Source organism: Nostoc sp., assembly GCF_036917755.1.
Taxonomy (GTDB): Bacteria; Cyanobacteriota; Cyanobacteriia; order Cyanobacteriales; family Nostocaceae; genus Nostoc.
In genome coordinates this window covers 1-21,857 of record NZ_JBALFC010000142.1, presented here as the reverse complement: position 1 = coordinate 21,857, position 21,857 = coordinate 1, and the positions used below count along the sequence as shown (strand labels likewise).

At 42.0% G+C, this 21,857-nt stretch carries 20 protein-coding genes; 9 read left to right on the top strand and 11 right to left on the bottom strand.

Features of this window, described 5'->3' with window-relative positions:
- Positions 1–106 precede the first annotated feature (106 nt).
- Positions 107–532, bottom strand: a complete 426-nt coding sequence (locus V7L05_RS29845) for a hypothetical protein (protein ID WP_335169614.1) — start codon at positions 530–532, stop codon at positions 107–109.
- Between the two features lie 205 nt (positions 533–737).
- Here V7L05_RS29845 and V7L05_RS29840 point away from each other — a divergent pair, with 205 nt between their 5' ends.
- Both V7L05_RS29840 and V7L05_RS29835 read left to right on the top strand, forming a co-directional pair.
- Positions 738–908 carry a hypothetical protein gene (locus tag V7L05_RS29840; protein WP_335169612.1) on the top strand — a complete coding sequence of 57 codons (171 nt, stop codon included), beginning with the start codon at positions 738–740 and terminating at the stop codon, positions 906–908.
- 17 nt (positions 909–925) lie between these two features.
- The gene (locus tag V7L05_RS29835; protein WP_335169610.1) at positions 926–1,090 is read left to right on the top strand and encodes a UPF0175 family protein; all 165 of its coding nucleotides are present in this window, start codon (positions 926–928) and stop codon (positions 1,088–1,090) included.
- Positions 1,091–1,295: 205 nt separating this feature from the next.
- Here V7L05_RS29835 and pstB read toward each other — a convergent pair whose 3' ends face one another.
- The 5 genes from pstB to V7L05_RS29810 all read right to left on the bottom strand — a co-directional run bounded on the left by pstB (position 1,296) and on the right by V7L05_RS29810 (position 6,315).
- Positions 1,296–2,123, bottom strand: a complete 828-nt coding sequence (pstB, locus tag V7L05_RS29830) for a phosphate ABC transporter ATP-binding protein PstB (RefSeq protein WP_335169608.1) — start codon at positions 2,121–2,123, stop codon at positions 1,296–1,298.
- Positions 2,124–2,174: 51 nt separating this feature from the next.
- Complete coding sequence (gene pstA, locus V7L05_RS29825) at positions 2,175–3,074, bottom strand: phosphate ABC transporter permease PstA (RefSeq protein WP_335169606.1); 900 nt, start codon at positions 3,072–3,074, stop codon at positions 2,175–2,177.
- A gap of 6 nt (positions 3,075–3,080) precedes the next feature.
- A complete protein-coding gene (pstC, locus tag V7L05_RS29820) occupies positions 3,081–4,022 on the bottom strand; it encodes a phosphate ABC transporter permease subunit PstC (RefSeq protein WP_292768598.1) in 942 nt (313 codons plus the stop codon).
- A 49-nt stretch (positions 4,023–4,071) separates the two neighbouring features.
- Positions 4,072–5,073: a PstS family phosphate ABC transporter substrate-binding protein gene (locus V7L05_RS29815; protein WP_335169604.1), complete on the bottom strand. Its 1,002-nt coding sequence runs from the start codon at positions 5,071–5,073 to the stop codon at positions 4,072–4,074.
- An 84-nt stretch (positions 5,074–5,157) separates the two neighbouring features.
- On the bottom strand, positions 5,158–6,315 hold the full coding sequence (locus V7L05_RS29810; RefSeq protein ID WP_335169602.1) for a sulfate ABC transporter substrate-binding protein: 1,158 nt from the start codon (positions 6,313–6,315) through the stop codon (positions 5,158–5,160).
- A gap of 270 nt (positions 6,316–6,585) precedes the next feature.
- Here V7L05_RS29810 and V7L05_RS29805 point away from each other — a divergent pair, with 270 nt between their 5' ends.
- A complete protein-coding gene (locus V7L05_RS29805; RefSeq protein WP_335169600.1) occupies positions 6,586–6,756 on the top strand; it encodes a hypothetical protein in 171 nt (56 codons plus the stop codon).
- Positions 6,757–7,021: 265 nt separating this feature from the next.
- Positions 7,022–8,566, top strand: a complete 1,545-nt coding sequence (locus V7L05_RS29800; protein WP_335169598.1) for a hypothetical protein — start codon at positions 7,022–7,024, stop codon at positions 8,564–8,566.
- A 231-nt stretch (positions 8,567–8,797) separates the two neighbouring features.
- Here the strand turns inward: V7L05_RS29800 and radC are convergent, their stop codons facing one another.
- The 4 genes from radC to V7L05_RS29780 all read right to left on the bottom strand — a co-directional run bounded on the left by radC (position 8,798) and on the right by V7L05_RS29780 (position 15,018).
- Positions 8,798–9,529 carry a RadC family protein gene (gene radC / locus V7L05_RS29795; protein ID WP_334947159.1) on the bottom strand — a complete coding sequence of 244 codons (732 nt, stop codon included), beginning with the start codon at positions 9,527–9,529 and terminating at the stop codon, positions 8,798–8,800.
- Positions 9,530–9,886: 357 nt separating this feature from the next.
- On the bottom strand, positions 9,887–10,906 hold the full coding sequence (hpnH, locus tag V7L05_RS29790; protein ID WP_335169595.1) for an adenosyl-hopene transferase HpnH: 1,020 nt from the start codon (positions 10,904–10,906) through the stop codon (positions 9,887–9,889).
- Positions 10,907–11,293: 387 nt separating this feature from the next.
- A complete protein-coding gene (gene hpnA, locus V7L05_RS29785; RefSeq protein WP_335169593.1) occupies positions 11,294–12,277 on the bottom strand; it encodes a hopanoid-associated sugar epimerase in 984 nt (327 codons plus the stop codon).
- Complete coding sequence (locus tag V7L05_RS29780) at positions 12,277–15,018, bottom strand: efflux RND transporter permease subunit (RefSeq protein WP_335169591.1); 2,742 nt, start codon at positions 15,016–15,018, stop codon at positions 12,277–12,279. The genes hpnA and V7L05_RS29780 overlap by 1 nt, the downstream gene beginning before the upstream one ends.
- On the opposite strand from V7L05_RS29780, the gene V7L05_RS29775 reads away from it, so the two are divergent.
- From V7L05_RS29775 to V7L05_RS29760, 4 genes are all read left to right on the top strand, one after another.
- Complete coding sequence (locus V7L05_RS29775) at positions 14,988–15,191, top strand: hypothetical protein (protein ID WP_335169690.1); 204 nt, start codon at positions 14,988–14,990, stop codon at positions 15,189–15,191. The genes V7L05_RS29780 and V7L05_RS29775 overlap by 31 nt on opposite strands.
- Positions 15,184–15,873: a 5'-methylthioadenosine/S-adenosylhomocysteine nucleosidase family protein gene (locus V7L05_RS29770; RefSeq protein WP_335169589.1), complete on the top strand. Its 690-nt coding sequence runs from the start codon at positions 15,184–15,186 to the stop codon at positions 15,871–15,873. The genes V7L05_RS29775 and V7L05_RS29770 overlap by 8 nt, the downstream gene beginning before the upstream one ends.
- A gap of 659 nt (positions 15,874–16,532) precedes the next feature.
- Positions 16,533–18,245 (top strand): putative bifunctional diguanylate cyclase/phosphodiesterase, encoded by a 1,713-nt coding sequence (locus V7L05_RS29765; protein WP_335169587.1) that lies wholly within the window; start codon positions 16,533–16,535, stop codon positions 18,243–18,245.
- Between the two features lie 420 nt (positions 18,246–18,665).
- Positions 18,666–19,790: a site-2 protease family protein gene (locus V7L05_RS29760; RefSeq protein ID WP_335169686.1), complete on the top strand. Its 1,125-nt coding sequence runs from the start codon at positions 18,666–18,668 to the stop codon at positions 19,788–19,790.
- Positions 19,791–19,881: 91 nt separating this feature from the next.
- Here the strand turns inward: V7L05_RS29760 and nagA are convergent, their stop codons facing one another.
- A complete protein-coding gene (gene nagA, locus V7L05_RS29755; RefSeq protein ID WP_335169685.1) occupies positions 19,882–21,087 on the bottom strand; it encodes an N-acetylglucosamine-6-phosphate deacetylase in 1,206 nt (401 codons plus the stop codon).
- 152 nt (positions 21,088–21,239) lie between these two features.
- On the opposite strand from nagA, the gene purE reads away from it, so the two are divergent.
- Entirely contained in the window at positions 21,240–21,758 is a 519-nt protein-coding gene (gene purE / locus V7L05_RS29750; RefSeq protein WP_335169585.1) for a 5-(carboxyamino)imidazole ribonucleotide mutase, read from the top strand.
- Positions 21,759–21,857: the final 99 nt, after the last annotated feature.

The following is a 21,857-nucleotide window of genomic DNA, read 5'->3' as shown; positions in this document are numbered from 1 at the left end:
TTTACGAGTTAGAAGTAGAGACGCGATTAATCGCGTCTGTACAGGAGTTATGAGTGTTGAATTGAAACTTGTTTCTTAACTCATAACTAATAACATTATTTGCTATCTAAAACACGTTTATCCTACCATCATCCATAATATATAACGAGCGATCGCCCGAAGAACGCAAAGTAGGACGGAGTTCGAGCCGCAATGTACCAAAGTTAGGTTTCGAGACAATTGCTTGTAGTGATAAACCCGTTTCGCTCCAAAATATCAGAGATGTATTTGGCTCAGTACCCTCTATTTGTTCTAAATTTAATTTCTGTCCTGGACTCAAGGATATTGCATCAGTCCCAGAGGGTTTTTGGATTTTTATCAGGTTAGGCGTACTATTTACGACTTCAACTCGGATGTGTTGCCCAGGTGTAAACTGAATTGGGTGCCGCCCACATTTAGAGGCACAAGTTCCAGCTAAGGTAGCACTGGGATTATTGATTGATGCAACTAGAATCGTAGCTGCAACTAAAGCAAATGACAGAGGCTTAAACATAATACACAGTATAAGTACTAAACTGAAATATTACTTCAATTTCGGACTATTAAGCCTCAGCATATTTTCCAGAATTAATTGTGATTTAGCCAGTCGTCGAGTTTTTGTTGAGTCACTACTGGGTGCGATCGCTTCGCTATGCTAGTTGGACTAGTGTAAGCCATAATCAAGACAGAATTAGGAATCAGGAACACAGAAGTGAATCATGCACATCCTATCCCTTCATTATCCCGATGACTTACTTATTATAGCAGTCGCCAAAGCCGTTAGGACAGTTGGCGGTAAACGCGCCTTCAACAGCGTACTTTGTGATTTTATTGCTGTCCTAAGCTACCTGTCCGTTGCTATACCTCCGGTAAATCACCCCAAGCGTTAGAAGCAGAACTCACATTTTTGCTCGCAGTCAAACTATTTGAGCTACGCCGACTATCGCTTGGTAAAGCCGCCGCCTTTTGCAGCATGAACAAACCGCAGTTCATGTACGAACTAGGACGTTTGCAAATTCCTGTTATCAACTTAGATGATGACCAAATCGCCGACGAATTGCGCGATGATTAACTCTGTCATCGTTGCCGATAGCAGCCCCCTCATTTCCTTGGCAATTATCGCGCAACTGGAACTTTTACCCCTCCTACGCATTATAGATTGAGTCGTAGTGCGATCGCTATTTTAGTGAGTCTGGTATCACAAAACAAAACCTTGTACAAAGTTTTACCTTATTGTACAAGGTTGTCTATTATCCTAAATACTTAGGAGAGGCTCTTTAACCGAAGCGTCCACTGATATAATCTTCAGCTTCTTTAGTTTGAGGAGAACTGAACATTTTGACTGTAGGATTAAACTCAACTAATTTTCCACGACGTTTGCCATGCTCATCAATTTCTGTATTGAAGAAAGCCGTGAAATCTGCCACTCTCGAAGCTTGCTGCATATTGTGAGTCACCATAATAATGGTGTATTGCTCCTTGAGTTCTAAGCAGAGTTCTTCTACTTGACGGCTAGAAATTGGGTCGAGAGCAGAACATGGTTCATCCATCAATAATACATCAGGCTTCATGGCGATCGCACGCGCAATGCAAAGTCGTTGCTGTTGTCCGCCAGATAATGCAGTTCCCTTCTCTTTGAGTTTGTCTTTGACTTCATCCCAGATAGCAGCGCGTCTGAGGGAATCTTCCACCAATTCATCAATGTTACCTTTGTAACCGTTAGCACGCGGGCCAAAAGAAATATTTTCGTATATTGACTTAGGGAAAGGATTCGGTCTTTGAAAAACCATTCCGACTTGTCGCCGCAATTTTACAGAATTTATCTTAGGATCGTAAATATTGCGATCGCGGTAATTCAGTCTACCCTCAACCTTAGCACCAGGAATTAAATCATTCATCCGGTTGAAGCAACGCAATAAGGTACTTTTACCACATCCTGAAGGTCCAATAAAAGCAATAATTTGTTTATCAGGAATCTTCAGGTAGACATCTAAAAGTGCCAAAAATCCCCCATAGTAGACCTTCACACCTTCAACATTGAAAACGCCATTATCTTGGTCGATTGTGGCACTATCTAATTGACTTTTACTATTGCTATAAGTCATTTTCCGTATCTCCTAATCTCTGTGAATATATCCAATTAGATATTTAATTACCTAACTTATTGAGAAGCGTTGTCGAATATAAATTGCTACACCATTTAAAACTAAAATCAAGAGTAACAATGCAATAATTGTCGCTGCTGCTGCACTAGCAAAACCCGGTTCAGGACGAGTTATATAACTGTAAATTTGAATGGGTAATGCCATAAACCTCTGAAACAAACCAGGGTTAAAGGTGAGAAAACCCACAGCACCTACAACAATCAGAGAGGCTGCATCACCTATAGCGCGGGATACAGAGATAATCACCCCCGTCAGAATACCGGGAATAGCATAGGGTATGACATGATTGCTGATAGTTCGCCATTTTGTGACACCTAATCCGTAAGAAGCATTTCTCAGGGAATCTGGGACAGCGCGAATTGCTTCTCTAGCTGTCACAATAATTACTGGTAAAGACAACAAAGATAAAGTCAATGCACCGGAAATCAAAGCGGGGCCAAACCCAAGCAAATAATTGAAAACCCCTAAACCCAGCAATCCATAGACAATAGAAGGCACACCCGCTAGATTACTGATATTAATCTCAATAATCGCTGTCCACCAAGCTTTAGGTGCATACTCTTCTAGATATAAAGCTGCTCCGACACCAATGGGGACAGTGACGAAAATTACAATAGCTCCCAAAAGAATGCTGCTAATAATCGCAGGACGAATACCACCTTGGTCAGGAAAACGAGAAGGAGTTTCCGTGAGAAAGCCGGGTGACAAAAATCTGCCTAATCCGTCTCGAAAAATATCAAAAAGTAGCAATGCTAGGATAAATAAACCAATCAGCAATCCTAACAAAAAAAGTACTTCAAATACTTTCCCTAATGTCTCCCTACTCTCAACATTATCGGTAAATTCTGCCGCAGAATCTAGAGAATCATCTTGTTGATAACTTGTAGCCATATCTATTTAGTCGTATTTTTCTTTAAAGCGATTAGCAATCCAGTAACTAACAATATTCAAAGCAAGGGTAAGTAGAAAAAGAACAGCGCCTACAGCATATAATGTTTTGAAATTCAGACTACCACGCGGACTATCTCCACCAGAAATTTGTGCCATGTAGGCTGTCATTGTTTCTACTGATTCCGCAAAATTAACAGTTAGTCTTGGTTGTTGTCCGGCGGCAATGAGGACTGTCATTGTTTCACCCACAGCGCGAGAAATACCCAATATAATTGAAGCGATGATTCCAGAAAGCGCGGCTGGTAGAACTACTTTAAAAATGGTTTCCAGTTTAGTGATACCTAAAGCATAAGATCCTTCTCGCAAAGAACGCGGAACTGCTCGAATAGCATCTAAGCTGATAGAACCAACAGTAGGAGTAATCATTACCCCCATCATTAACCCTGCACTCAGAGCGTTGAATATTTCCAGAGGGATAAAATTCCGCAGCAATGGTGTCAGGAACAACAGCGCAAAGTAACCATATACTACTGTAGGTATTCCCGCTAAAAGTTCCACTGCTGGACGTAAAATTGCTGCTACTTTGGGTTGGGCATACTCACTTAAATAAATCGCAGAAGATAAACCTAGAGGAATAGCAACTGCCATTGCAATAGCTGTAGTCAAGAAAGTGCCATTAATCAAAGGCCAAACACCAAAATGTCTATTGGCAAATAACGGTGTCCATTTAGTATCAAGAAAGAATTGGGCAAAGGAAACTTCTTGGAAAAAACCGAATGTCTCCTGAAAGATAATTACGACAATACCAAAGGTAGTCAAAACCGAGACTAAAGCACAAGCAAATAAAATCGCCGCAACAATCTTCTCTGAGATATCTTCAGAGGCATTTTTCTCTAGTGACTGTCTGGATAATAGATAAGGATCGTCTTGAAAATTGGTATTTTGCATAAACAGTTAAGTTTTAACTACACTCAGACTACAATGACTGAGACTTTATTTAAATAAAGTTTGTGATTGGTTCACCTGGTTTTGCTTTTTTGAATTTTGTCCCAGTTTCACCAGTAGCAAATTTTTGTTTGACTTTGAGGTAAGCTTCATCAGGTAATGCTACATAACCAACACTATCTACCCACTTCCAAGAATTTTCTAGATAAAAATCTACAAATTCTTTTACTGCTGGCTTAGTATCTAAGGATTTTTTACTAACATAGATGAAGAGAGGACGAGACAAAGGTGTATAGATATTTTTAATTACATTATCCACTGGAACTGGTTTTTCACACTTTCCTTTAAGACTTTCTACAGCAACTAGATTCAGTTTATCTTGATTTTGAATGTAGTAAGATATCCCTACATAAGCCAAGGCTGATACATCACCTGACACTCCTTGTACGAGAAGGTTTTGATTCTGAGTGGCAGTGTAGTCTGTACGGCCATTCTTGGCTTTACCAGTCACCGCTTGAGTCATATAATCGAATGTTCCCGTATCAGAAGATGGAGCATACAGCTTCAGCTTTTGGTTAGGAAACTTGGGATTAACTTGATTCCATGTCAATATTTTGCCGTCTGATTTGCCGCCCCAAATCGTACCCAGTTCCTTAATAGTTAGACATTTGGCAAAGTTATTTTGACGGTTGGCAATCACAGCGATGCCATCTAAAGCTATAGGCAACTCGACAAATTCAATATTCTTGCTTTTACATTTTTTGATTTCTTCATCTCTAATGGTACGAGAAGCACCGGCTATATCAAGATCGCCATTACAAAATTTACTGAAACCACCACCAGTACCACTTGAGGCAACGCTTACTTTAGCTTCAGGTTTGACTTTACCGTATTCTTCTGCAACTGCTAAAGAAATAGGAAAACCTACAGCTGCACCATCAATACTCACCTGACTTTTCTTTTCCTCATTACTGCTACAAGCAGTGATACTGCTGGCAATAATCATTAAAAATGTCAGGAAAAGGCTATCCTTAAATCGGCTACTAAAGCTCATAAATTATCAATTGATATAAAGTTACTGCAAATTGCTTATGCTTGGCTCTCTGCAAGTAGAGAATGCTGCATGATCAAATAGATATCATGCTTTCTTCGCAGCTTGCACTTTGTCAAAGATTGCCCCATCTCCAAAAAACTTTTTCTGGATAATATCCCAGCCACCTAAATCTTGAGATGTGAATAAAGTTTGAATTGGCGGATGTTGTGATGCTACTTCTTGGGTAACGGTGGGGTTAACAGGACGATATTGTAATTTTGCAAATTCCCGTTGAGCTTCTGTCGAGTAAAGAAAATCAACAAATGCTTGTGCAACTTCTCTAGTACCGTGATTATCGACGTTTTTATCGACTACCGCTACAGGATTATCAATGGAAATATTGACTTGGGGTACAACATAAGGCAACTTCGTCCCATTTTTACCAGCCAAAATCACCTCATTTTCGTAATTGATTAAGACATCTCCCTGACCTTTTTGGAAGAATAAATCGCTGGCTTCACGGGCATCTTTCGTTAGAATAGGCGTATTTTTATAAACTTTGGTGACATAATCTAATGCTGTCGCCTCATCACCGCCTGTTAGACTCACCGAACCCCAAAAAGCCAAGAATTCCCAGATAGCAATACCAGAAGTTTTTGGGTTAGCTGCAATCACTTTCACGCCATCTTTTGCCAAGTCTGCCCAAGTATTGATGCCTTTGGGATTGCCTTCGCGGGTCACGATCGCAGCAACCGATCTACTAACAATACCACTTCTCGGTGATTTTATTTCCCAACCTGATTTAATTAAACCTGCTTGTTGAATTTTGTTGACATCTAAAGCAAGTGCTAAATGTACTATGTCTGCTTCTTGCGAACCGGCAATAACAGCAGCCGCTTGAGCGCCAGAACCCCCATAGCTTTGCTCAAATGTCACATTTTGGTTATGTTCTTGCTTCCACATTTGGACAAATTTAGGAATTATCTGGTCATGAGCTGCTTTGGTGACAGAGAAAGAAACGAGTCTGAGCTTGACATCACCCTTGGTAGCTGAACTGCTTCCAGAGCAGGAGACAACTGCTATACTCAAAAAAGCACCGATGAGAAACAAACTCACAAAGCTTTGTACACTGCGTCCATTCAACCAACTTCTAATTGTGTGTTGATACGAAAGCTGTATGGACTGCAAAGCTTTCACAGCATAAACTTGCATTCCTTCAATTAGAAATTTACCCAATTGTGTTGGTTGTTGCGACTTGCTCATCAGAATTTACCCCTAAATCTACGGTATTTCTAAGCTGATACCGTAATTAAGAGAATTATAGGGTATATAGAGTAGTATTTATCATCTGGCTTCAATTTTTTTTATTAAGTGAGCAGTTGATCGTCGAAAGTAGCAACTAAATCTGAATTTATCAAGGCGTTTGAAAAATACGGCTTGTTTCTACTGTGAAGCGAAAAAATTCGCTAACATTCATACTTAATATATATTTGTCAAAAAATATGTGATGAGTAATACCAAATAGTCAACTTAATGTTACCAGACTTCCAATATGAAGGGTATTTTACACATTTGGGATGCGATCGCTGCGATATCAACCAAAACTTTGAAAAATATACATATCATTACTACCGTAGCTGGGCACCCACTGCTACAGCAATTATCCCCTTGTGTAATCCACTCAGATTGGGAGCATCTCAGTAAAAGCAAATATACCAGATGAGAAACAAGATTCTTGCTCCCTCTCCGAACCCACGGAGAGGGTTGGGGTGAGGTTTTACAAAGCTTTTTACACTCATTGAGATGCTCGCCTCAGATTTCACAAACTCATTCAAGAATCTATCCCAATAATACGATAATGTGGTAATCTATCCATTTCTCGAAGCAGAGGAGTGTATGACTCTATGGCTGGACAGACCGTACATATATAAATTTGATTGATCCAAATAAATTTCATTCTTAACTAACAATGTTAAACAAAAAAATCATCAAATATACTTCAAAATTACCTTTTCATTCTCCTTGGTTTATTATCATTATTTTTTCTGTGCTTGGTTTAATAGGTATTCTCAACCATTCGATGTGGCGAGATGAACTAAATCCCTGGCTGATTGTCAGAGATAGTGATTCTTTGGGCGATTTAATTGCAAATATTCATTATGAAGGTCATCCTATTCTCTGGTATTTTTCTCTGGCACTTCTGATAAAAATAGTTGATAATCCGATGATTATGCAAATTTTTCATTTGGCAATTACAGCTGTTTCAGTTATTATTTTTTGCCTATATAGCCCTTTTAACTATCAACAAAAATTTCTGTTTTCCTTTGGTTTCTTTCCTTTTTATGAATATCTTTTAATTTCTCGAAATTATGCCTTTAGTATGTTGTTCGTTTTTGCATTTTGTACGGTTTTTTCATCCAGAAAAGTAACTTATATTTATTTGGCAATTTTATTGGGTTTATTAGCAAATAGTAGTGCTTATGGTTTATTAGTATCATTCTCTTTATCATTGACTTTGCTAGCTGAATTTTGTTTTGATAGCGAACATCGCCAGCAATATTTTAGTCAAAGCCAAAAATACGACTTATTTATAAGTATTTTAATTATCACATTTTCTTTTCTTTTATCCATTTATATTCTTACTCCTCCGACAGATAGTTATCTTTATGGGGGGTTAAAGAATGGTTGGGTAATCCAATTAGATATCCGTCATTTGTTGAGAAGCATAGGTAGAATCTTTGGTAGTTATTTATTAATTATTCCTGCACACAAAAATTTGTTGGATTTAATTGTTTGTGCGGTAATTGCTCTATTCATTGTAATTTTAACCTTGATTAAATTATCTAAAAAGCCAGTTGCTCTCTTTTTCTACATTATAGGTAATTGTGTAATATTTGCCTTTACATACTTGAGATTTATCGGTATGCCTCGGCATTTTGGACATTTCTATTTAGTTCTGATAGCGGCTTTATGGCTGGGAAATTATTATCAAGAGTCTCCAGTTTTACTCAACAAGTTTTCTATTCGCCCAAATTCAATTACATTTGTGAACAAATGGCATCATATCGCTTTGATGCTAATTCTTTATGTTCAGTTTGGGGGAGGTATTTATAGTTTTTCAAGAGATTTAGTTGTACCATTTTCTGCCAGTCGGGAAACATCTGAATATATTCAAAAAGCTGGGTTAGCTAATGAGTTTATGGTTGCCAGTAGAGATGCAAATATGGCTCCTTTATCGGGTTATCTAAATCGAAAATTTTACTATCCTGAGCTTCAAAAAATGGGAAGCTTTACCCTATTTAAAAAAGGTCGTCAAGATGTCGAACAACCTGAGATATTAAGCCAAATTAATTCTCTACTCAAAAATCAAGATGAGCAAAAGAAAATTTTGCTAATTTTAAATAAAAAACTGAATGTTAACCGCAATGATTTGAAGATTGTTCCGATCAAAGATTTTCAGAGAGCTTGGGTTGATAGTGAACGATATTATCTTTATTGGGTAGATGAAGCTTAATAACCAATTCTGTATGAAAATGCGCTAAACCATATTTAAGTACAAGAAAGAAAAACGAACCGCAAAGGACGCAAAGGACACAAAGAAAGAAAGAAAGAAAGAAAGAAAGAAAGAAAGAAAGAAAGAAAGAAAGAAAGAAGTTAAAAGGGTTTGGCGCAGCCTCACAAAGAAATGGTATAACAATTCAAAATTCATGAAAAACTCTCTGCATCACCGCGTCCTGTTAATTGATTAATCTCCCTGTGGATGCTCATCCCACAAGGTTGTCAGTTCCCGTAAACTTTGATGATTGCCATTACCCAAAATCAGGTGATCTAGTACCGGAATGCCCAAAAGCTGCGCCCCTGCTAACAACTGGCGCGTCAATTCTATATCTTCCTGGCTGGGTTCAAGGTTCCCAGAAGGATGGTTGTGGGCAACTATTACCCGCGTTGCACCTTGACGAATAACTACTCGAAAGATTTCACGGGGAGAGGCTAGGGTTTCGGTTGCAGTCCCAATGGTAATTACTTGAGTACCCAGTAAGCGATTCTTAACATCCAATAGCACCACTGCAAAACGTTCTTGTATCTGCCACATCAAATCTTGACTGAGGGTAGCAGCAGCAGCAAGTGGGCTATCAATTAATGTGCCGTCATTGGGACGAGACTGAAAAGCGCGTTTGCCCAATTCAATTGCTGCTAAGATACTTGTCGCCTTCGCTGGCCCAACACCAGAAATTTGCATCAACTCAGCTGGGGTAACTTCTCGGATAACTGCCAAAGGATCACGTTGGTGTTTGCCTAATTCGCTCAAGATATATTGTCCCAAACCCACAGCAGAGAGTTTCCCTGGCCCTTGTCCAGTGCCTAAAAGAATTGCAATTAACTCTGCTGTGGCTAAAATTTTGGCACCATGCGTCATTAGTCGTTCACGCGGACGCTCATTTGTAGGTAGGTCGGCAATTCTGAGGCAATAGGTCATAGAAAACTAAGAGAATCGTCACTAAAGATGTAACTATCTTTATTTATCCCTTGTTTGCTCTCAAAATCATCTTTATTTGAGAAAATCTTTAATTTTAGACTCTCACTAAATTGACAAACCTACCCTTTATAATCCACATTCTAGTCTAAGGGACTGACAACAAATAAATTATCCAATCTTGTCCGCCTTTGGCTAAGGGCGGGCAAGATGCCCACCCCACAAGAAGTAGTTGAGTATTTTTTTATTTGTCAGTCCCTAATCATCATTTCAAGGGTGCTGCATCTACGCCCGCACTTCGACTTGGCTCAGTGACCACCGCAGACATCGCACCCTTAAAGATGTAGTATTTACTACCTACTAGTTTCTACCAAACACACTGCCAAGGGCACGCGCCATATTTTGCGGCTGCATTGCATCAATTGCGGCGGTGGGTTCGTAGCCGCAGTGAACCATACAATCGGCACACTTGGGATTACCACTAGCGCGTCCATATTGACTCCAGTCAGTTTGTGCGAGTAATTCTTTGAAGGTAGAGTAATAACCTTCGTTCAGCAGATAGCAAGGTTTTTGCCAACCGAGAACGCTATAACTAGGGCTACCCCAAGGCGTGCATTCGTAGTCTTTCTCACCAGTGAGAAAATCTAAGAATAGCGGATTGTGATTGAAGTTCCAGTTTTTTTCACCAGCTTTGTATGGAGCCAGAATTTCCCGGAAGAGGGCGCGTGTTTGTTCACGGTGGAGAAAATGATCTTGATCTGGTGCCCACTCGTAACTGTAACCGGGAGAAATCATCATTCCGTCAGTATTTAGTGTTTCCAGAAAGTCGAAGAACTCTTGCATATCTTTGGGTTGAGTACCCTCAAAGATAGTGGTGTTAGTAGTAACTCGAAAGCCTTTAGCTTTAGCGGCGCGAATGGCTTTGACAGCAATATCAAAGACACCTTGGCGATCGACACAATGATCGTGCAACTCCCGCATCCCATCTAAATGCACACTAAAAGTTAGGTAAGGAGAAGGTTGAAACTTATCCAAACTCTTTTCTAACAACAAACCATTGGTACACAAGTAAATATATTTCTTGCGCTCAATTAATCCTTGGACAATTTCATCAATCTGGGGGTGCAGCAGAGGTTCTCCCCCAGGAATTGAGACAACTGGTGCGCCACACTCTTCCACTGCGGCAAAACACTGTTCTGGGGTGAGATTTTGCTTTAAAATTTCCTTTGGATGTTGGATCTTACCACAACCAGTACAAGCTAGATTACACCGAAAAAGAGGTTCCAACATTAATACTAACGGGAAGCGTTTACGTCCTTTCAAACGTTGCGTAACAAGATACTTCCCAATATCCATAGCTTGTTGTATATTAACTGCCATTGTTGCGATCGCTCCTCTTTTAGATATAAAAACACCACAGGAAAAGGCAAAACGTTAGTCATCGTAGAGTAGCACAGCTAAGTACAGCATTTCCAGAATTAGTAGCTTTTTTAAGCGCAGAGGGAAGCTGAGTTTTGCCAATTTTAATTCGCTATAAATTTATGAAATTCTGTACTAAGCATCCATATATGAACCAATACAGTTCAGTTAAGCATTTCTTCCTTCTCTTTCTTCTCTTCCTTTGCGTCCTTCTCTACAAGACGCTACGCGAACGCGTCCTTCTCCCAAGGGGAGACGCTAACGCGAACGCGGTTCGTTAAAAAAATTGACTTTGACAAAGAGTTAAGCCTTAACTGAACCGTATTGATATATGAATCGCTATATTTCTCATTTAACATAACCCTGAGCAACAAACCAATCCACAGCATCCTTGAGTGCCCCATTCAGCGAAGATTGAGGTAGACCCAACTCTCGTACAGCCTTAGCAGCATTGTAATACATAGGTTGTTTCGCCATCCGAACTCCATCCAATGGCACTGAGGGCAATTTTCCCAGTGGTGCGAGAATCTTTTCATCAACCCAGGCAACACTAAGGGGCAACCAAGCGGGTACAGTTCGTTGAGGTGCTATTAGACCTGTGATATCGGCGAGTTGTTCGAGTAGTTGCTTGAGACTGAGGTTTTGATGACCTAAGATATAGCGATCGCCTGATTTACCTCGCTGCAAAGCTAGTAAATGCCCCCATGCCACATCCCGCACATCGATAAAATTCAAACCAGTATCTAAGTAAAAAGGCATTTGTCGTCGTAGAAACCGCAAGATTATATCACCCGTGGGGGTAGGTTTGATATCCAACGAGCCAATCGGACTGCTGGGATTGACAATAACTACCTCCTGACCTGTAGCAACGGCTTGCATAGCTTCTTGTTCAGCCAGAAACTTAGACTTTTTGTAGTCACCCACCAACTTTTCTAAGGGACTCTGATGTGTTTCATCGACGACTTGACCAGATGATCCTACCCCAATTGCTGCCACTGAACTGGTGTAGACGGTGCGCTCAATATTAGCTTTGCGAGCTGCTGCCAACACATTGCGCGTACCCAGGACATTGTGAAGATGGAGTAATTCTCGGTCTGTTTGCCACAGAGAATAATGGGCTGCCACATGAAATAAGTATTGACAACCTACCATCTGTTGCCAGAGATTTGGTGAATTTAAATCGCCTTTGACAATTTCCACCTCCAAACCGCGTAGATTCTCCAAATTACTGCTTGAGCGTACCAGTGCTTTGACTGTGTAACCCTGTTGCAGCAACAACCGTACCAAATGGGCACCAATAAAACCCGTCCCCCCCGTGACAAAAACTTGCATTAACTTATCCCCCTCTTCTGAAATCGGGGAAACCAATCATCCAAAATGGTGTAAACTACTGGCACAACAATCAAACTGAGGATAGTTGAAGTTACTAGTCCACCAGCGATCGCTACAGCCATAGGCGATCGCAATTCTGAACCAGCACCAAAACCTAGTGCGATCGGTAGCATTCCTAAAATAGTCGAGGCCGTGGTCATCATAATTGGTCTGAGGCGCACTAGTCCGGTGTTGAGGATCGCCTCGGTGCGCTCTAAGCCAGCGTTGCGTAACTGGTTAATGAAATCTACAAGCAAAATAGCATTTTTATTTGCCAGCCCCAGCAAAAAGACGAAACCGATCAGTGAGATCATGCCAAAGTCGCTCTTGGTGATTAATAGCGCCAACATTGCTCCCACCAGTGCCAAAGGCAAAGATACACCAATAACCAGAGGGTCTACCCAGCTTTTGAACAGCAAAATTAGTACCACAACAATGCACAGGGCAGATAGAGCTAGAGTAGTGCCGAAACTGCCAAAAACTTCATCTTGACGGGCAGAGTCTCCCCCTAAATTTAAGGAAACATCAGAGGGTAACACCGCCTTTGCTTCAGCTACTACTTTGTCAGTGGCATCACCCAAGGACAGATCCTGGCCAAGATTAGCACTGATGTAGGCCACGCGCTGATTATTCAGACGCTCGATCTGAAAAACCTTGCCCTGCGGATTCGTTTCACCTGTAACTGTGACATCAGCGAATCCCGGTAGCCTCTGAATCCTCTCTTTAATCGCTTTGACTGCTTTGCTCAGAGCTTGGAGATCATTACCTTGTAATGCTATTTGCAAGGGTTTTTGACCGCCGGAATCGACAAATTGAATATCTTCAACACTGGTAGTTACCCCAGAAAGAGCAGGTAAGGAGGAGCGCAATTGATCTTGTAGTTCCCCAGTTGTGATTGTCCGGTTTTCCTTTAACTTTACATATAGTGTCCCTTTATTCGGCTCACCCTCACGAGAACCAACAGTGGTAAATACCGTTTCAACTGCCGGTGATTTTCTCACAACTTCTTCTAGTTTCTTCGCAACCTCAAGAGAATCCTTTAAGGGATTGGGAATAGGAAGTGGGGAGTTGGCAGAGACGCGATTAATCGCCTCTGTACTGGGGAGTGGGAATTGGGCATTGGGGTTTCTCCTCTGCCCCTCTGCTCCTCTGCTCAAGATATCTTGAGCTCCTTCGGGGATACTTGGCAAAGGAGCCGTATAAGCAATATTAAATTCGCCGCGATCGAGTTTGGGAATAAACCCTTTGGGAATTAGTGGAATCAGTGCTATACCTGCGATGAAACTGAGGACAGCTAACCCGATAACTATCTTGCGGTGATTCAAAGACCAACTCAGCAAATTTCTGTAAGATTGGGTAAACGCTACCCAGATTTTTGCTTCCTGACGCCGGGAGAGTGAGGATTTAGGTTTCAGCCAGTAGATAGCCAGAACTGGAGATAAAGTCCGAGCAACTAGCATAGAAGCAAGCATCGCGGCTGAAACAGTGATGCCGAAAGGCTTGAAGAACTGACCGATTACCCCACCCATCAAACCTATGGGTAGAAAAACTGCTACTGCTGTCAAGGTGGCGGCGGTGACTGTTAAACCAATCTCATTTGTCGCTAAAAGCGCCGCTTGCCGAGGAGTTTCCCCATCTTCAACGTGTCGCATGATGTTTTCCACATCCACGATCGCATCATCAACAATACTACCAATTACCAAAGCTAAAGCCAGCAGGGTGATTGTTTCCAGGTTAAAGCCGAAAATCGCCATGACGATAAACGTCGCCAACAAAGATGTCGGAATCGCCAAGGCAGAGATGAGAGTTGCCCGCCAATTCCATAAAAAAGGAAAAATTACCACGATTGACAACAAGACTGCTTCCATCAGCGCATCGATTGTTGACTGGGTAGCTTGGCGGATATATTCTGCTTGGGTGGCAGCTAAAGTGAGCTTGACATCCTTGAGGGTAGAGCGTAGCCTTTGGACTTCTTTCTCAACTCGACTCACTACTTCCAAGGTGTTAGCATTACCGCGTTTGATTACCTGAAATGCGAGTGCATCTTCACCATTAAACCGGACTAATGTCGCCCCACCTTGGGGGAGAGCAGTTGCACTCGCATTCGCCGGATTTAGGGGAGGAGTTGCAGTCGCAGCGCCTAGTAGTGAGACTTTCAGGACTCCAGGTAGTTTAGCGATCGCACTCACGATCTCATCTTGCGCCAACTTTGTCAAATCTTTGAGATTCCGCGTGGAACTCTCTATGGCATAACTAATGGCGGCTGACTCGTTTAGATTCAGGGGAATAATTTTGTCGGTTGCTCCCGGAGGTAGAGTTAACTGTTTGAGGGCAGTTTCAACCTTTTTGGTCGATGTTTCTAAATTCGTCCCAACAGCAAAAGAAAGACTAACAGCAGTTTGACCAGGATAGGTGGATGAGCGGACATTTTCCAGTCCTTCTAGAGAGCGGAGACGTTCTTCCACGGGTTTGGTGAGCTTCGCCTCCGTATCCAGAGCAGTTGTCAGGGGGGCTGTAGCATTCACAACCACCACTGGAAAGGTAATATCTGGAAACAAGGCATATTTAAGGGAACTGAAAGCCAGAACACCAGCTACGGTTACGGCAATCCAAAAACTCACCGTCAGCCACGAAAATTGAATCGCCAATTTGGAAATATTGAAGAGTTCTCGTGCGGATTTGGAGTTATGAAGCTTTACCATCTTGGAAAATTATCGTGTGGGTGACACAATTATTTAGTCATGCTACAGCAATCGGCTTGGGTTTGCGAGTTTTGGGTATCACAAAACGGCAACATTACTTATTGTCACTCAGATATGACCCAATCTTTAATACAAAAGGAAACTTCAAAACTGTCGAGAGGGATAGTGCCTAATTTTTTGCCCATCAACACAATTCTGGTACCTCAGGGAGCAGAATATAAAGCTGTGTGTCGCGCCTTTCGCGGCGTTACTGGCTCCATTCCCACAGTAGTAGCCATACCTGTTGGGATGAAGCCTTTACGCAAATATCTGCAACAAGGACAATTTCTGGCTGCAAAATCCAGAGTGTTGATTATGGGTATATGTGGCAGCTTGAGCGATCGCCATACAGTTGGTGATATTGTGCTGTATCAAGATTGTGTTTATCAGGAGAAGCAGCAAGAATGCGATCGCACTTTCACAGCACAATTGCATTCTTGCATATCAGATAAAGTATCATTAGTAAAGTCATTAACAAGCGATCGCCTCATTTGGTCTGCTGGTGAAAAACGCCGTTTAGGTGAGACTTTGGCGGCTGATGTTGTTGATATGGAAGGATTTACCGCCCTAGAGTTTTTCAATGCAGCTGGCGTGGACGTGGCAATACTGCGAGTAGTCAGCGACGATTGTCAGCATAATATCCCTGATCTCACACCAGCAATTAACTCTGATGGCTCCCTAAAGCCTTTGCCTTTAGCGATGGCAATGCTTCGACAACCCCTTGCTGCGACTCGGCTGATTCGAGGTTCATTAACAGCATTAAAGGTGTTAGAGCAAGTGACAAATCGGCTCATTTCTGGCTATAGCCAGAAATGATCTGTTGCGTCTTTACAGCAATTTTCACTTAAATAGACCACCCACATTGGTGTCAACTTAAGGTGAAAACCAGTCTAGAATCAGCTTTTAGAGATTGTCTCGTTCCCAGTCTCCGACTCTTAATGCATTCCGAGAGGGCTGCCGCCTCAAGACTTGCGGCAGAGCCGCAACGATCTGCATTTCCAGCCAGAGGCTGGAAACGAGGTTTTAAAAGGGTTTTGGCTTAAGTTGACACGCATGGGCATTGCTGTGCCCCTACAACATATAACCCTACTTAATCATTCGTAAAAATCTCTCTTTATTCTCTCTGCGTTCTCTGCGTCTCTGCGGTTCGTTATAAAAAATTATTTTATGCCTACGGCAGGCTACGCCAACACAAATCAGATTTTTTTGCTCTTATATCACCTTAAGACAAACTAAGAACTACTAATAGGGTAACAATAAACACAATTGCCTCTTAATTGTGAAATTGCTTGTGCAATAAGTTTTACAGAAACTTTATCGTTAGATAGATCAAGTATAAGCCTAAATTGGGAAGCATAAAATATAACCTAACAAGAGTTGGTTTCCACGAGAGCTGATTCCACTGGATTGTGAATCAAAAATATTCTTTTGCCAGGATAGCTCGGAACTAATTCGCCAACTATGAAACAGAATTTATGAAACTCAATCACAACCTCTACCTGTACTCGTTCCTAGCTCATTTCGGATGGCTGAAGAAAAGTTACACCGCTAAAATCATGTTGGTGGCATTTTTGGGCACTCATGTACCACTCCTCACCTTACTCTTGAGTTTCCTCATCTCAAACTCCTATTCTTTCGAGATGGCGGCGCGAGTTATGATCGTTGCTCTATTGGCGACGTTAGCGGGTACGGCTGCCACCCTCTACGCCCTAAACCACCTCCTCAAACCGGTTATTTTGACATCTGCTGCATTGCAAAATTATCTGACCACCAAAACCCTACCGGAATTGCCCACAGAATTTGTTGATGAAGCGGGGACATTGATGGCGGATACTTCACAAACTCTTCACAAATTAGATGAGTTAATTCACTACATCACTCATTATGATGATCTAACTGGATTACCCAATCGTGATTTATTCCGCGATCGCCTCCATCAGATTCTATCTCAACCTGAAAACAACCAGCGCCTTGTAGCTGTATTTTTGCTGGCTATTGATGATTTCACTGGTATGAGTCATGGGTTGGAGCATGAAACAACAAATTTGTTGTTAAGAGCAGTTGCTCAGAGGTTATCAACTTGCATGGCGCAAACAGATATTCTTGCCCATTTGAGTGGAGATGAATTTGTCCTTGCCCGCATGGAGATTATTTCTTTTGAAAGTGTGATTAAGCTGTCTCAGCTGCTATCGAGTACGTTGAAAAAACCTTTTTTTTTAGAAGGTAAATCGATTCATATCACCGCCAGCATCGGCATCACAATTAATGACCTAAATGATTCTAATAGCGTAGATCAACTCTTGCAACAGGCTCACATGGCACTGTACCAGGCCAAACAGCAAGGGCGTAGCCAATACCAATACTATTCGCCGGAAATTAATGCTCAGTTGCAGGAGCGACTGACCTTAGAAAATGAGTTACATGGAGCGCTTGGGCGCAACGAAATGCTGGTTTATTATCAACCTCTGATTGATTTAGACAACGGAGAAATTACAGGAATGGAAGCGTTGGTTCGCTGGCAGCATCCTACCTTAGGTTTGATTTCTCCAGCAAAGTTTATTCCCATTGCCGAAGCCAATGGTTTGATTGTGCCAATTGATCAATGGGTCTTGCGAACTGCTTGTGCCCAAAACCGTGCTTGGCAACTTGCTGGATTTAGCCCAATTCGGATATCTGTAAATCTGTCATCTCGACAGTTTGAACAACCGAATCTGGTTGAAGTCGTCAGCCAAATTATTCAGGAGACTGGACTCAAAACATCTTACCTGGAACTGGAAGTGACGGAAAGCTTCTTGATGGGTGACATTGAGCGATCGGTTAAAACCTTAAAACAATTACGAGAACTGGGTATATGGTTGGCTCTAGATGACTTCGGCACCGGTTATTCCTCCCTCAACTACTTGAAGCGCTTTCCTGTGAATATGCTCAAGATTGATCGGTCATTTGTGCAGGATGTCACGTCCAATCCTGATAGCGCCGCCATCACCGATGCGATCATTGCCCTCGCCAAGAGCCTCCGGTTGAAAATCACGGCAGAGGGTGTGGAAACCAAAGAACAGCTTGACTACCTGCAAATGCGTGGATGTGACGAAGGTCAGGGTTATTACTTCAGTCGTCCTGTCCCTGCTGATATAATTACCCCGATGTTGCAGAAAAGTTCTCAGCAGATGGAGGTAATTGCAGCATAGGTGGATGCCTAATACCATTGACCTAACGATTTTGGATTTTAGATTTTAGATTATTTCGGTTCATGCCCCGCCCGAAGTCAAGCGGAATAAATTCAAATTCTATTATCCAAAATCCCCAAGCCCCGCACCCTCGTGGTCGGGGTCAATCCAAAATCGCAAATCTAAAATCCAAAATTGGTTGACCGGAAAAAGGCAGATACGTTGGTAGGGGCACAGCAATGCTGTGCCCCTACGAGAAATCTATATGTATCAGGGTTTGTGTGAAATGGTATTACTCACGGCAGTTGCCCAATAACCGCACCTTTACGGACGGACACCACTACCGTCATCAAGATTAAAATCTCTTAACATCTCGTTACACTAAAGACATCGAGAAGGACGAAAGCAAACCTCTCGAAGCTGAAATCAAAGGTGAACGACATGAATGGCACAATTCGCGTTGGAAATCTCTTCGGAATTCCCTTCTATATCCATCCGTCATGGTTTTTAGTTCTGGGTTTGGTAACTTGGAGCTATAGCAGTGGACTGGCGGCGCAATTTCCCCAATTGTCTGTGGGATTAGCTTTGCTACTAGGACTGATGACAGCGCTAATGTTATTTGCCTCTGTCGTCGCCCATGAATTAGGCCACAGTTTCGTTGCGATTGGTCAGGGTATTGATGTCAAATCGATCACACTGTTTATATTTGGCGGTTTGGCTAGCTTAGAAAAAGAGTCCAAAACTCCAGGTGAAGCATTCTGGGTAGCGATCGCTGGGCCATTAGTTAGTTTACTACTATGCGGTATCCTTACAGCTATTGGTATTACTACTGCTGCATCAGGGCCGTTAGCTGCAATTCTTGGTGTTCTAGCGTCTGTTAACTTGGCATTAGCCCTGTTTAATCTTATTCCTGGCTTGCCCTTAGATGGTGGAAATATACTGAAAGCCATTGTTTGGAAAATTACAGGTAATCCTTATAAAGGTGTAACCTTTGCTAGTCGAGTTGGGCAAATATTTGGTTGGGTAGCAATTCTTTCAGGTATAGTTCCCCTACTATTATTTGGCAGCTTCGGTAACTTCTGGAACTTGTTAGTTGGCTTCTTCTTGTTACAAAATGCTGGTAATGCGGCTCAATTTGCCAGAGTGCAAGAAAAGCTCACAGGTTTGACAGCCGAGGATGCTGTAACTCATGATAGCCCGATTGTATCTGCTAATCTTAGCTTGAGAGAGTTTGCCGATGAGCGAGTCATAAGTGGGCAAAACTGGCATCGGTTCTTAGTGACTGATGATCATGGACAATTAGTAGGTGCGATCGCAGTTGATAATTTACGAACTATTCCAACAGCACTGTGGTCAGAAACTCAAGTCAAAGAAGTTATGCGACCAATTACCGAATCTACCACAGTCCAATCCGATCAACCTCTGCTGGAAGTCATGCAGTTACTCGAACAACAAAAGCTGTCTGTCCTCCCCGTGATTCGGAAGAATGGCGTCCTAGTTGGAATCTTAGAAAAAGCTGCAATTATCCAGCTACTTCAAAGCCGAACTCAACCTAACCCTGCATAGTTCAATTATGAGATTCAACCTCGCATGACTAGAGTCTCAAAAAACGGCCTTGCTGATTTAGAAAATTTTTAAACCCTTGTAGAGAAGCGATTTATCGCGTCTCTACATTTTTATTCATACTGCAATTGAGCAACGCTGTAAATAATCGTTGCCAAGTCAATTCTTTTGTAGTCTCATCCCAATGCCAGCGTAATAAATTAGCGGGTTGACTCTTGGCAATTCCTGGTAAACCAATCGCTTGTCTAGGTGCATTAGTAGCTAAAGCGATCGCACTTTCTACATCACAAATCCCCCATTTTACCAAATTCTGCACTCCCACCAACAACGGTAAAGTCGTCCCCGACAAAGTGCCATCGGCCAGTTGTGCCGTACCGTTTTTAACTTCAATTTGCCGACTATCCCAAGGATATACGCCATCGGGTAGCCCCAAAGGTGCAAGGGCATCGCTAACAAGAAACAGCCCTTTTTCTTGATAGCTAGCGCGAAGTAAAATTTGCAGTATTGTGGGCGAAACGTGTTTACCATCAGCAATAAAACCACACATCACATCAGGATGAGTAATTGCTGCCCCTAATAATCCTGGTTCGCGGTGATGTAATGCTGGCATGGCGTTGAAAGCATGAGTTACCATCGTTGCACCCTCCTCAAAGGCACGTTGCGCTTGGGCAGATGTTGCTTGAGAATGCCCTAAACTGACAATAATCCCCAGAGAACGCAAATATGGAATTACTTCACCAGTGAAATCTAACTCTGGTGCTAAGGTGATCACTTTGACCACATGAGCATAATTACCCAAAACCCGCTTTACCTCGTCAATTGTTAAGGGTAAGAGGTACTCTGCTGGGTGTGCGCCGCGCTTTTGGAAATTCAAAAATGGGCCTTCTAGATGTACTCCCAGAATCTTGGCATCTGCTTGTTGACTGGGGAGAACTTCAGCAATAATAGCAAGCGATCGCTGAATGTTTTCGACTGAAGTTGTCACAAGTGTCGGTAAAAATCCATCTACCCCGACATCCCACAAAAATTGCCTTATTTTCTGGAGTATATGAGCATTTTCAGCCGTAAAATCAGGAAATGCCAATCCCAAAGCCCCGTTAATTTGCAAATCAACGCCACCCAATGAAATCCAGTCGCCTGCTACATCTATTATCGATGCACGGCTGTGTAATCCTGCTGTACCCATTGGCAAGATTTGCTCAATTATGCCCTCATGATTAATCAAGAGCATCTGCAAATCTTTGTACCCTGGTACTCTAGCATTGATAATATCTACAGGATTTTGTGTTGCTTGGGTCATCACATTGGCGAAAAGATAGCTAAATCTGATTTTAGATGCAACGAATACCGATGAATCAATATAAAGCAATGCCAATAGATGAGATGATGATCGGCATTGCACAGCTTCGATATCTAGCTCAAACAATTTTGAATTTTGAATTTTGAATTATTATGACTCCCCTAGTTGGTATTATCATGGGCAGCGATTCTGATTTGCCCACCATGAAAGATGCGATCGCAGTTTGTGAAGAATTTGGCGTTGAGAGCGAAGTGGCGATCGTTTCTGCTCATCGTACCCCAGAACGCATGGTGCAATATGCTCAACTTGCACACCAACGCGGCATTAAAGTAATTATTGCTGGTGCCGGTGGTGCTGCCCATCTGCCTGGAATGGTCGCGTCTTTAACTCCACTTCCTGTGATCGGTGTTCCTGTACCCACCCGTAACTTACAAGGTGTTGATTCTTTGTATTCTATTTTACAAATGCCTGCGGGTATCCCGGTGGCAACAGTGGCGATCGGTAATGCCAAAAATGCCGGACTTTTAGCTGTACAAATCCTCGCAACTCAGCAACCAGAATTGCTAGAAAGAGTGCAACAATATCGCCAAACTCTATCTGAATCAGTAATTGCAAAGCAAGCAAAACTAGAACAACTAGGCTATGAGCAATATTTAGAGCAAATGTTTTAATAAATCTGGCTCTCCAAGAGTAGTTATGTTAAAATAACATGAATAAATAAAGCAACCATCAATAAAACTACAGAAGTTAGTGCCATAAGCCTAGTGTTT